Annotated in this window: 9 protein-coding genes and 1 CRISPR repeat array; of the genes, 2 read left to right on the plus strand and 7 right to left on the minus strand. The window is 46.8% G+C overall.

Translation table 11 applies throughout. The features are described from left to right. The 6 genes from cas1c to cas3 form a co-directional block, all read right to left on the minus strand. Positions 1-1,032 (minus strand): type I-C CRISPR-associated endonuclease Cas1c, encoded by a 1,032-nt coding sequence (gene cas1c / locus M3G15_RS03755; protein ID WP_009223773.1) that lies wholly within the window; start codon positions 1,030-1,032, stop codon positions 1-3. Further along, the gene (gene cas4 / locus M3G15_RS03760) at positions 1,029-1,688 is read right to left on the minus strand and encodes a CRISPR-associated protein Cas4 (protein ID WP_260070134.1); all 660 of its coding nucleotides are present in this window, start codon (positions 1,686-1,688) and stop codon (positions 1,029-1,031) included. Before cas4 ends, cas1c begins: the two co-directional genes overlap by 4 nt. Further along, positions 1,678-2,529 carry a type I-C CRISPR-associated protein Cas7/Csd2 gene (gene cas7c / locus M3G15_RS03765; RefSeq protein ID WP_260070116.1) on the minus strand — a complete coding sequence of 284 codons (852 nt, stop codon included), beginning with the start codon at positions 2,527-2,529 and terminating at the stop codon, positions 1,678-1,680. The genes cas4 and cas7c overlap by 11 nt, the downstream gene beginning before the upstream one ends. Further along, positions 2,526-4,406, minus strand: coding sequence for a type I-C CRISPR-associated protein Cas8c/Csd1 (gene cas8c, locus M3G15_RS03770; RefSeq protein WP_260070117.1), 1,881 nt, complete (start codon positions 4,404-4,406; stop codon positions 2,526-2,528). The genes cas7c and cas8c overlap by 4 nt, the downstream gene beginning before the upstream one ends. 1 nt (position 4,407) lies before the next feature. Then, entirely contained in the window at positions 4,408-5,121 is a 714-nt protein-coding gene (cas5c, locus tag M3G15_RS03775) for a type I-C CRISPR-associated protein Cas5c (RefSeq protein ID WP_260070118.1), read from the minus strand. Between the two features lie 483 nt (positions 5,122-5,604). After that, positions 5,605-8,022 carry a CRISPR-associated helicase Cas3' gene (gene cas3 / locus M3G15_RS03780; protein WP_260070119.1) on the minus strand — a complete coding sequence of 806 codons (2,418 nt, stop codon included), beginning with the start codon at positions 8,020-8,022 and terminating at the stop codon, positions 5,605-5,607. Positions 8,023-8,512: 490 nt separating this feature from the next. After that, positions 8,513-9,952: a CRISPR direct-repeat array (repeat unit 32 nt; unit sequence ATTTCAATCCACGCACTCATATAGAGTGCGAC). Positions 9,953-10,510: 558 nt separating this feature from the next. Between cas3 and M3G15_RS03785 the strand changes: the two genes are divergently transcribed. Together M3G15_RS03785 and M3G15_RS03790 are read left to right on the plus strand one after the other, a co-directional pair. After that, on the plus strand, positions 10,511-10,660 hold the full coding sequence (locus M3G15_RS03785; RefSeq protein ID WP_164744094.1) for a hypothetical protein: 150 nt from the start codon (positions 10,511-10,513) through the stop codon (positions 10,658-10,660). 151 nt (positions 10,661-10,811) lie between these two features. After that, a complete protein-coding gene (locus tag M3G15_RS03790; RefSeq protein ID WP_260070120.1) occupies positions 10,812-11,939 on the plus strand; it encodes an ROK family transcriptional regulator in 1,128 nt (375 codons plus the stop codon). A gap of 85 nt (positions 11,940-12,024) precedes the next feature. Here the strand turns inward: M3G15_RS03790 and M3G15_RS03795 are convergent, their stop codons facing one another. Beyond that, on the minus strand, positions 12,025-13,062 hold the full coding sequence (locus M3G15_RS03795; protein ID WP_260070121.1) for an NAD(P)-dependent alcohol dehydrogenase: 1,038 nt from the start codon (positions 13,060-13,062) through the stop codon (positions 12,025-12,027). Positions 13,063-13,075: the final 13 nt, after the last annotated feature.

Genomic DNA, 13,075 nt, shown 5'->3' on the forward strand with positions numbered 1-13,075 from the left:
CTACTTCCATAAAAATGGCGGATACTCATCTAAATCACCGCGCAAGAAACGTGCCAATAATAAGGCCTGAGCGTAAGGAACCAGCCCCCAGGAGATTTTTTCATCCAGGAAAGGGTGGGTAATCCTCTCTTGCTTCTTGGTTTGCCATGCTTTCAAAAACTTTTTGCGAGCCTCGTCCGTCATCAGCACAGCCCCGTTTTCTTTTGTAACAAAATCAGTTGTTGTCACTTCTTTCCGATTAATCAGCGAAAGGACAAACCGATCGGCATAAATTCCTCGCAGCTCTTCCATCAGATCCAAAGCCAGAGAGGCTCGGCCAGGACGGTCCTGGTGCAAAAAGCCGACATAAGCGTCGAGCCCCACGGTCTCCAAAGCCGCAGCCGTATCTCTAGCCAAGAGAGTGTAAGCGAACGACAGCATGGCATTTACGTTGTCCTTTGGGGGCCTTCTGGATCTCCCGTGAAAAAAGAAGCTCTCCTTCTGCTGCAAAATCATCTGATCAAACACCTGGTTATAGAGAACCGCGGCTTGGCCTTCCCAACCCCGCAAGCTTTCCAGGTTATTACTGTCACGGACTTCACGCAAAATATCCGAAAGCTGGCCTGATATGGACTTGAATTGTTCAACATCAATGCGAAGCGGATAATCTCTCGTCATCCGTTCGAGGATCCACTTGTGGTTATAAATCTTCCCTGTAATGAAGTTTCGTGCGATTTTTGCAGATCCCTCTTCATGATCCGAAATCCGGTACTGCGTTTTTCTCAAAATGACATTTCCCCGGCTTTCCCCAATGACTCTTGCCAGAAATCTTCCGTTTTGTGTCAAAAAGGTGATCGAAATATTCCGATCCGCACAATACCCCATTAATGCAGGACTCGCCCCCGTGTAGCCAAAGCTCACGATCGCTTCCAGATTATGAAGCGGCAAACGGCCAATCTTTTCATCGCCTTTAAGTAATAACACATTATCACCATCAAGCGCCAAGTACGTATCCGGCTGAGTAACATATAACGTATTTAACAGCTTCTTCAATCACTCAGCCTCCCTTCGATGTAGCTTTGGACCGAGCGTTTGTGCATTAAATGGGGCACACAGATATGCTGCAGCGAACAATTTTTGCAAAAAGGTCCCGTCTTTACCTTCGGCGTATGGCGTTTATCGTAATAATGATGCATTTCTGCAGCCATTTGTCTTACTTGATCCCGCAGCCTGTCATGAATCAGCACTTCAACACGATGCTTGATTTCGTTGTAGAATATGTACCCTGTGTCCACACGGCATAGCATCATCTCTTCCAGGCACATCGCTTGGGCTGCGAGCTGGATGATGTCTTCATCACCTTTCTTCGGCTTCCCCCGCTTATACTCGACAGGATAGACTTTATAAGTGCCTTCCGCTCCCGCCACTTCAACCCCTTCAGGGTCTTGAACAAATTCGACAACATCACAGATTCCGCTTAATTGCAGTTCCGTTGACTGAATCGGCATCGCGCGAACGATTAACTTGTCTCCACGCTTTTCCCGGATAAACGGCTGATCCGCCTTTTGATGTAAATGCTGCCCTTCGATGGTTCTGACATTTTCATCCCACTGTTGTTCGATATGAATCAGGGCCCACTGACGTTTACAAAATTGGAAATGCTGGAGCCCTGACAACATCAAATAGCGATCCTCATCATTAACGACCATTAATAACCTCGACATTCAAGCCATCGAGTTCCTCAAGTTCAATCGTATAATCCTCAAATCGTTTGGGTTCAGGAGTTGTAGAGTATACTTTTAAAGACCGGTGCACTTTGGCCGAAGAATATTGCCCCAGCTTGGAGGAATGATTCCACCAATATACCTTATGGACTTCCATACTGCCGTCCGGACGAGCAGAAGAGCTGTCATTTTCAAAAAGGGTAATCAGCGCCTGCTTAATCTTCTCTGCATCTTCTTCGGTAAAACCTGTCTTCTCCGCAAGTTGCGTATTAATGCTGCCTTTGAACAGGTACAGACCAAAATCAACGCGGTGTTTCATCCCCATCGTATCAGAGCTGCGTTTGTCCCCCGTTACAGAGTTCACGCTCTTGGTAATCTGGGTGCTGACAATGTCAATCGGATCAATACTTGTAGCGGTATGAATGGAAACAGGACCGCGAACGCCTACAGACAGCTCGGAACCTTTAAAAGCGAAAACTTGTCCAAAACTGCGTACATCGATCCACTCCTGGCAAGCCAGCTTGGCAAACTCGTCGGCCGATGCATTTTTACTTTTCAGCATCTTTGCCAGCTCCGGATGGGCATCCGCACGTTCACGCAAACTTTTGAAATCATCCACTTTTCTGTCATCCGACTGAACAAAAATCTTTTCTCCCATATCCAGCAAGCGATTGCGGATTTTACGCTTAATAGCCACATCGGAGATTTCTCCATGGCCGTCGTAATTTTGGCGTGGTCGGTTACCATTCAGAGGGTCCCCGTTTGGATTGGCTTTTGTCACAGACAGAATAACAGCAAAATCGATTTTATGACCAAGCGTGCTCATTCGTTTGTATCCTCCTCTTTTTTCTTATAAAGTTCACGGCGTTGACTGTAGAATCCAAGCAAATATTGCTCTGTTAAAGGAGCATTATTGAAATCTCCGTCCTTAAACTGATCGGCGATTTCATCAATCATCCTGGATAAATAGGTCGCTTTCGTTCCCAGCTTGGCTTGATAAGGCTGGAGGCTGGCCTGAATTGTCTTCCAGGTTCGACCCGGATTCTGGGCATACGAGTTCATATAACGAATCGCATTGGTAGACCTTGTCTCGTCTTTGCCGAGTGCTCCTCGTTCAAGCACATCCGCCACAGCCAACAAGCGGCCAAACAGATAACTCCGATCCCTGGATTCGGTGTTGAGCGGCACGTTCCATTCCTCCCCTTTTTCTAACAGCATTTTTCGAATCAATGCACATGCGATGCTTAACGTCTTCTCCCAATCCCACCGTTCCATCGATACAGGGTTGGAAGCCCGGTGGAAGGCGCTTCTGACAATATCTCTAGGGACTGCACGTCTATCGACAATACAAGGAATCATCCGTTCCATCGTCCCTTTGATGATCTTCTCACTTGCTCTGGGACCATAAGCAGCAAATGCAATATCCTTCGTTGCCGGCGCTCCATAAAAAGTGATAAGCTGCTCTTCTTCCTTGCGGTAGCGGTGCTCCCAGGCACAAGAGTTATGCCACTCTTCCAGACGATTCAAATACAGCTCCTTATTCAGATGACGATAGTAAAGCACCGCCATCCGGCCGGTCGTTGCCGAGTCCAGAACGAGAATATTTACCTCTGCTTGATACGTCAGATCATTCCGAAACCCGTCAATCGCCCGTCTAACCTGATCAGCATAAGGCTTGTCCGTATCCGGTTCTCTTTCGATTTCCCGGCCTGAATGACGCATCATGTCCACAATATCCTCATCGGTATTCGGAACGGGATCGTTATCGTTGCCCCACACTAGAAAGACGCGTTCATCCATCGTTTTCCCCTGACGGTGAATCAACCACTTCAAGGCATTGTGCGCTTTCTGCGATACCTCATAACTGATGGATACCGCTTCCTTGCTTGTTTTGAAGCGTCCTCTAAAGGTGAAGCCCGAATTGTCATTCGCAGAAATCAACTTGGCTTTATCAGCCGCATGACGAATTTTGTTCGCATGCCGTTCCGTACTCGGACGCATTTCTCCTGTAACGAAACAAACGTCCGTTTCTCCCAGCTTCTGATTATAAAAGGCAATAAATGAATCAAACATCGCCTGATCTTTCCATACTTCTTCGGGTGAATCAGGGGAGAGCACATTAAATCTGATAAAAGCACTGGATGTCTCCGCAGCCCCGCTTGAGAAAATGGGCGGCTTTTCCCCGAACTTAGCCGTATATTTCTCATCCCATTTCTCGATCAGATGCTGGTTCTCATCAAGCTTGATGATTTTGGCGGCGACCAGGTCCTCGATTAACCGCCCCTTGCGCAAATACGTATAAATACATTTCAATTTCTCTGTGGTATAGGGCGAATTGGCCCATTCCTCCAAGTTGCGGATGTACTTGTCAAAAGGTACTTCATCCGGATTTTTGATCTGCCCGCCATACTTCACGAAGTCGCCAGCGACATAACTAAGCTTATCGTGTAACGGGTAAGGTGCGACCTTAGAGCCTGACCGACTGGCTGATTCCTCTGTACAGGGAATTAAGGTGCTCTCCTTCTCCAACACTCTGGCTTCAAGAAAGTCCCCGTCTTCATCGATCGTAACTTCAATGTGAGCATTCTGGGTTGTATGTGAAACCGGCAGCAGGGTGTATTCTCGGTCGCGTTTTTTTACCGTTTTCCCGACTTGATCCAGATTAGCCTCATACGTTTCATACAGGTGGAGCAGCCAACTCATCTCATTCACCTCCTAAATTACGGAGCAGTTGTTCCGCAGACTCTATGCTATCCGAATGGAACGATTTAGGCTCCATTTCTCTGACTGAACGGACAATGGAGCACTCCTCTGGCTTTGGAAAACGGATATACCCTTTATTCATCTCAACAGACCATAGCCTTACCGAAAGCTCATTCCTCCCCGTTTCATCGGGATAATTGAACCCGTGAACCATCGTTCCTAAATAATGCGTTCTTTCATCCGTATCGTAATAACCTGCTCCACTGCCAAATTCACAAGGCTGCACATACCCCTGACACTCTCGAGCACCCAGGAAAATATCCCTGCGCCCACCCGCTTTCAACGAACGTTGAAGGATGCTGTAATGCTTCCCTTCATTACGGTCGAAGGCGAGATCCGGCCGATGTTCGTTAAAGACAAAGTGGGCCTTTACTTGGTAATGAACATCCTTCAGATACGTATAATTAGCCAGCGTGTTCCCGCCCCCATAGTCAATCGGGCGCACTCCCTTCGATTCCATTTGGATCGGCTTCATGACACGCAACTCGTCGATGATGTACATGATCGTCGGCTTCCAGTAAACGGATTCGAGGATTCCCTTGATCGCTTGATAGGTAGGGACACTATAGGACAGCTTCTCACCGCCTATTTTGGTTAACGGATCGGTGAATAAAGCGTAGTCGCCGAAAACTTCGAACTGTACTTCGTTTCTCATGGTTTAAATCACCTCCTTTACAGGAGCAGCCTGATAAAGATTTTTATTCCTCTCAGGCTGCAATTTTCATTATCTAGCTAGTTCTTTTTTAATTACTTCAACAATTTGCTTTAAAATTTCAGCATAGACCAACTCGACTTTCTCACTCATCGACTTAGTTTGGTAAGAATACATTTACATTCACCTCCTTGGATCTTTATAACAACCACGAATTGACATACTTCTTTATTGAAATTAAGTCTTAATCCTTAATCACTATATGAATCATTCCAGAAAAAAGTGCAAAATTACATGAAGCTTATAAAATTGTTCTTATAAAAGGTTCTTAGTTATATACATTAATCAAGTCCTTATGAAATTAATCCTACTGAGGAAATTAATCCTACTGAGGTTCAACATTTGATTAGACTAGAGTCGCATCCTAGACGAATGCGTGGATTGAAATAATAATGAAGTATGTCAGAAGCCTGTTTAGGGATGGACTTACCAACCTATAAAGTCCATTCCCCCCTCCCCCTTCAAATCCACACCGTACTCATCGCTGTACCAATTCTCTTTCAATTCATAAATCATGCCGTCCAAGTGCATTACAATGGCATTATCCCGTTTTAATTGCTCCATCTCTTGCGAGTACAGGTTCACCGTAAACTGCTGCGCTTGTTTCAAAAATTTGGTTACATCTTCAAGCCAAGCTCCGCTGTTCAATTGAGCAATCAGTTCTTTGCCCCCTCCATAAGGCACGAGGACGGAAGTCGTTTTTTGATCAATGACCCGAAAATGCTCTGCTGCTGTTTTGTAGCTGCCATTTAAAATTAATGGAAAGCTTGTCCCATGTTTCTTTCGGTAGTGAGTCACATAATCATTTTCCTGGGAGAGCGACATCAGGAGCTTGGTCATCTCTTTATCTAATTTCTTAACGTAATAGTTTAAATTGGCCTCCATTCGATTGTAGTAATAGCGGAAATACTCACTCATCGCCTTTGGCAAAAGCAAGTTTCCTTCATATTGATCCGCTTTCTTCTTAAACCGCGCTAGTACGTGGCTGGACATCTCCTTTCCGACTTTAATCTCCTTCAGCTTCGAGACGGCTTCCTCCGCATGGTTAATAATGTATACATTCTGCGATTCATCTTCTCCATGCCGGTTGCATCGTCCAGCTGCCTGGGCAATCGAGTCCAGCCCGGCCAGAGAACGAATCACACATTTAAAGCTGACGTCGACCCCAGCTTCTATCAATTGTGTAGTCACACAGATGAAAGGGACTTGCTGATCCAGCATATCTCGGATTTCTTTGAGCTGATCTTTTCGGTGTGCCGCACACATGGACGTGCTGAGATGATAGACAGGCATAGCGGCATCCTTTAGCTTTTCATATAGATCCTTGACCACCTTTTTGGTATTCAGAATGATAAGTGTGCTGCCCCATCCGTTGATTTCCGACTTCACCCAATCGGCTAACGTCTCATTCGTCATAGGTTCTTCCGTTCGGTCAATAAGTTCAACTCGCTTAAACGCCTTCGCAACTTCAGTAAGATTCGACACAATCTCCCCATCCCGCTCCTTCAAGAGGCTATGCTTCACATTCTCCAGAGTAGGTTGAGTCGCCGTGCAAAGGAGGATGCTGCAATGGGCATCTTGTTTCAAGAAATTCAACGCCTCATTAAACAGGGATATGCAATGAATGGGAACCTTCTGTACTTCATCAAACACAATCACCGAATGACTCAAATTATGCAAACGACGAGTATTGCGGTTGCCTTTGGCATAAAAGACATTGAGAAATTGGACAAGGGTCGTAAAAATGATCGGGCTATCCCAGTTGTCGCGAGCAAGCCGGAGTTTCTCTTTGTCTGTAATGAGCCCGTCATCTGCTTCATCACCATCCTCCATATCTTTCTGTTCTTCCTCGATAACATTGGAGTGGTGTTCTAAAATATGTTCGCTATCTTGTAAGATCTTCCTGACCTCATCCGCGTTTTGTTCGATGATTGTCGTAAATGGCACGACATAAATGATCCTCTGTTTCTCGTACTTGCAGGCATGTCGAAGAGCATATCGCAGACTAGCCAGTGTCTTGCCTCCACCCGTGGGGATAGATAACGTATAAATGCCGGACGGACGTTCAGCAGCGAATACATCGCACTGTTCCGACATTTGGGCTCTTAGCACGTTGATCGGTTCGCTTGCATTACTTTTATCTTTTAATTTAGTCAGATGATTCATTAAACGACGATAGTAGGTTTCAAATAATTGAAGATGCTGGTTGGACTCCGCTACCTCAACCTGTTCTTCAAAACAACGTGTGTCGGTCCGATCCGCATCAATTAAACAGCTGAAAATATACTTTGTAACAAAGAAACTTTGTGCAGGCGTGCGATCCCAAAATTGTTCCAGTTCATTTACGGCAGCTTGAATATAACGAATAAGCTCTTCCTCGGACATCGTGTCCTGAAAAAAACGTTCAACAGCCAAATCGTATTCAGGAAGGTCCGTATCATGTACTCTTCTTAAGTAGTCAGATTTGATTTCAGGTGAGAGATAGTCTTGGAGGTTAGAGTGATGAGATATGATAGCATTGCCGACGATTTCAGCTAATAGCTTCTCTAGGAAGGTACTTTCTTTATGATGGAGCAGCGAAAACAGTAATCTGCCTCCAGCTGTAGAGTGATCAACCTCACCGCGCTTCGGTTGAGGCCATTCAGGGTGAAAGGCAACGACGTCTATATATTCTTGGAACTTATCGCTATATTTCCCCAGATCGTGAAGCAAACCGGCTAACCCTGCGACATGTTTCAGACCCAACTTTGCCCCGAATTGTTCCGCCAGTCGTTGCACTCCAAGTAAGTGTGCTTTTAACGGTTGGATTTCTTTATCACGTTCTCGTACATGAGCAATAAACACAAGCACATCTCCTCGTACATGATCATATACAATCTAGTTCTATTTTACCGCATTGATTGTCATATTTCACCAATATTCGGGCAAAAAGTACTATGATTACAAATAAAGGAGAAGTTGAATTGATAGAATGTGGAGAATAAGAAAGAAGCTGTTTGTCTCGGGGAGGAATGTTCGTATTCCATGAAGGACAAGCTGGGATTAGGGAAAGCTTGGTGACCGCTCTCCGGTGGATACCGGGAATCGATTTTGCTTAATATACCTCTTTTCTTACTGTCTGTTTGACGAAAAAGGTGACCTCCACACCATATAGAGTGCCGACAAGGAGTGCAAGACCGTCGATCTAACGCTCACCCCATTTCAATTCCACGCACTCATATAGAGTGCGACGCTGCCCGTTGTCGGCAGATCCGTAATACTTGAGCAAATTTCAATTTATGCACTCACAAGGAATACGGCGGCGTGCTGGGCATTGATTCAGGATCCTGATGCACTTTCAATCCACGCACTCTTATAGAGTGCGACAGAGGCCTATTTTATTTTTCATCACATTTTTGCAGATTTCAATCCACGCACTCATATAGAGTGCGACGAGCAGTTGCAACGAGAGGTGCAACGCGAGGAAAGAATTTCAATCCACGCACTCATATAGAGTGCGACTAAAGAGCCTCTCCTATATCGCATATACCGCCGGAATTTCAATCCACGCACTCATATAGAGTGCGACATAGCGAGCCAGGCGCGGCATGTCGCGTTCGGGCGATTTCAATCCACGCACTCATATAGAGTGCGACGACAAGTCTTGCTGCGACCACCCGATGCTTCGCAATTTCAATCCACGCACTCATATAGAGTGCGACTGCAAACTGAAGTTTTACAACGGCTAACAAGAGTGATTTCAATCCACGTACTCATATAGAGTGCGACGAAAGGAGGGGGAGCGATGATTCAGCGGTATCGAGAATTTCAATCCACGCACTCATATAGAGTGCGACCGCGTGCGTTGATAATCGCGTGCAAGTCCGCCCGATTTCAATCCACGCACTCATATAGAGTGCGACGCTCCGGCCACCCAGGCGACCGCTTGTGCCGCTGTGAATTTCAATCCACGCACTCATATAGAGTGCGACTGGTAATGCTTTTCAAGGGCCCCGTCATGGCATCATTTCAATCCACGCACTCATATAGAGTGCGACTTCCTTCTCGAGCTCAGGCTTTGGAGCCACTCGCTTATTTCAATCCACGCACTCATATAGAGTGCGACGGTAAGCCGACACAGTCCGTTATGGACGCGATCAAAATTTCAATCCACGCACTCATATAGAGTGCGACAAGAGTATCGTGCGTGAGTACATGGTCTGGCTATCAATTTCAATCCACGCACTCATATAGAGTGCGACGCATGTCGTAGCCACGAGCCTCGATCACTTTTTATTTCAATCCACGCACTCATATAGAGTGCGACGGGGTTTGGTTATTTTGACGGGAAATATATCATCATTTCAATCCACGCACTCATATAGAGTGCGACCTATATCGATTACCTGCAGCTGATCGAAACAGAGAAATTTCAATCCACGCACTCATATAGAGTGCGACCCGGTTTTCTCCAGTTTACATCAGTTTACAAGGAGATTTCAATCCACGCACTCATATAGAGTGCGACTTAGATGTCGAGCTGCACGAGGTCATTCGGAGACATTTCAATCCACGCACTCATATAGAGTGCGACCCGGTCGGGAAGATCAGGCGTTTCTCCTTTTTGTATTTCAATCCACGCACTCATATAGAGTGCGACTATGGATGGAAAGCTGCTAGGGCTTGGTCTAGGATTTCAATCCACGCACTCATATAGAGTGCGACCGTACCTGATCTACAATCCAGATCATGACGAGCTGGAGATTTCAATCCACGCACTCATATAGAGTGCGACTGCGATTTCACGCATATTTTTTAACTATGAATTAACAATTTATGAAAATAATGCACGAAAATAGGCCGGTTTATTTAAATTTAATGGTAAAAATGGAAAAATAAAAAGAAATTTGTGGTGCGAACCTCCTAGGAAAATCATGTTCACTTCAGATTCGCACCAAGTTAATCACATTCATGACGAAATGCATAAAAAAATTTTTCACCACGAATCTCCTACTATTTCATTTTGAACTGCACATTACCAGTGAAATGCCCCTCTTCTGTAACATCCCATACGGCAGCTTCCATCAGGTAGATTCACATTACTTTTGGGTGGCCCTATTCATAAGTGAATTATAGCATGAAACCCTGTCTGTTAATCTGTCGTTTATCATGTTTGAGTCAAGGCGGCGACTAGACTAAACAAAGACCTGCAATATCAATAGAACAAATCTACACCCCCCTTCCCCAACACCGCCCTTTTGCAACAAATCCACGCAATTTGGGGCAACGCCTCTGTGGATTTTTTTCCTATGCAATAATTTGGGGAAAAGACACCTGCGATCTCACAGGAGGCATGCCGCATGGCTGGATTGACAAACCGCCGGCGCAAGCGAGTACACCGTCTGTGGATACCGCCGTCCCGGTCAAAGCCCTCCAGCTGGTCGTTGAGGAGACGAACGGGTCGCAGTTTTCTGAAGTAATTGAGATTCGAGTGTATGGGTAACCCCAGCATAAAAGAAACAACCAGTCCTTCACTGATAGGGCTGGTTGTTTTGTTACTACTATGACTTTATTGGTTTGCAAGATTGGGCGGTTCCGTATAATATAAAGTAATTAATAAAAGACATTTATTAAAGTTGGTGAACCTGCTCGTTATGAAGACTCCCCGCGCTAACAGCATTGAGGTCAAGAAGATCAATCGCAAAATTATCTACCAGTTCTTATACCGACATGATCCGATATCTATCCAGGAAATTGCGCATACCTTGAAGCTCTCGCTGCCAACCGTGACGCAGAACCTGAAGGAACTTCAGGAGCGGGACCTCGTCATCGAAACCGGGCTTTTCGAATCGACGGGCGGCCGAAAGGCCAAGGCGATCTCCTATAATCCCCTGGCCAAGTATGCTCTAGGACTAGACGTGACGCGCAATCACATCGGCATCGTTTTGATCGACCTTGGCGGGAACGTGATTCACCACGTGCGCCACACGTATCCGTTTGTGAACCAGCGGGTCTATTTCGAAGGAATTGGCCAACACGTGGAGCGATTCCTGGACGAATCCGGAGCCGACCGAGAGAAGCTGCTTGGCGTTGGCATTGCGCTGCCAGCTATTTTATCTCATGGCAATGAGACGGTTCAATACGCCTCTGTGATCGACTTTCAAGGAGGCAGCGTCCGCAGCTTTGAAGAGTTTATTCCTTATCCATGCGTTTTGATCAACGACGCCAATGCCGCAGGGATGGCCGAATTCTGGAACGAGGATGGCGTCGAAGACGTTGTCTATTTGTCCCTTAATAACAGTGTCGGCGGTTCAGTCATTATCGGTCAAAGCACCTATGCCGGGCAGAATCAACGAAGCAGCGAATTCGGGCATATGACGATCGTGCCGGACGGTCGAACCTGCTACTGCGGGCAGCGCGGCTGTGTAGATGCCTATTGCTCCGCAAAGATTCTGTCGGATAGCACAAACGGAAATATGGCAGAGTTTTTCCGTTTACTCCGGGAGAAAGCCCCCGTGCAACAAGCCCTTTGGGAGGAATATCTCTCTTATTTGGCTATCACGATAAATAATTTAAGAATGTTGTATGACTGCAACGTTATTGTCGGGGGCTATGTGGGGGCCTATATGGACGAGCACCTCGGCCAGCTTCAGGAGCTCCTGGCCCGCAGGAATACGTTTGAGCCGGATGGCACCTATTTGCAATGCTGCAAATATAAACTGGAGGCAACGGCCGTAGGCGCTGCCCTGCAGCTGGTGAAGAAATTTATCGAGGAGATTTGATAGGCCCCTCGTGGGCCGCAGCACAACGAAAAGGCGTACTCTTTCCCAATACTAGGGAAGCGTCCGCCTCTTTTACCATAAAAAGCTATAATTTTATCAATGCCTTCACGACCTCATTCTTGTTCTCGATGACGAAGTCAAACGCCTGCTTGCTGTCTTCAAATGCAAATTCGTGGGTAATCATCGGCTTCACATCAATCCGCCCGTCCGCCAGCGCTCCAATGGCTGGAGGGAACAAGTTGCGGTAACGGAACACCGATTCAATCCGGGCTTCCTTCAACAGGATCTGCATGAAGTCATATTCGATAATATCCTTCGGCGGGAACCCTACAAGCACAATTGATCCTCCCCGTTTGACGAGGTACGGTGTCTTCTTCATCGTTATCTCGCTTCCCGCCGTTTCGATCACAACATCCACGCCCTGTCCGTCCGTGCATGCCGCGACGACGGTAGCGACATCCTCCTGTCTTGCCTGGACGACCCGTGTAGCGCCCAACTTCTTGGCAAATTCCAGCCGATTCTCGATCACATCAACCACAATCGTCTCCAAGGCTCCGTAGGCACGACAGGCCAGCAGCGTCATGAGACCGATAGCGCCGGCACCCAAGATCACGACGCGGTCCCCTAGCTTTACATGTCCTTGGCTGGCTGCGTGTAATCCTACAGCTAACGGTTCTACAAGCGCACCTTCGCGTGTGCTGACCTGCTCCGGAAGCTTGAAAGCCATATCAGCTGGATAAGCGATATAGTCGGTCAGGCACCCGTGAATCGGCGGGGTGGCCAGGAAGCGTACATCCGGACACAGGTTGTAACGGCCGGATTTGCAGAACTCACATTGTCCGCAGGTGAGCCCCGGCTCCAGGGCAACCCGGTCGCCTACCTTCAAATGCCGGACCGCCGATCCGACCTCTGTGATCGTCCCCGCACATTCATGGCCGAGGATGAAATCCCCCTCAACCACGAAGCTGCCGATCCGTCCGCTTTCATAATAGTGGACATCGGAGCCGCAAATCCCCACGTATTCCAGTTTAACAAGCACCTCATGATCTTGCGGTACAGGGATATCTCTCGTTCGAAGCTCCATATCTCGAAGTCCTGTCATGTAGGCTACTCTGTTCAGCATGGTTTTCTCCTCC

It is taken from the genome of Paenibacillus sp. p3-SID1389, from assembly GCF_025151705.1.
GTDB lineage: Bacteria > Bacillota > Bacilli > Paenibacillales > Paenibacillaceae > Fontibacillus > Fontibacillus phoenicis.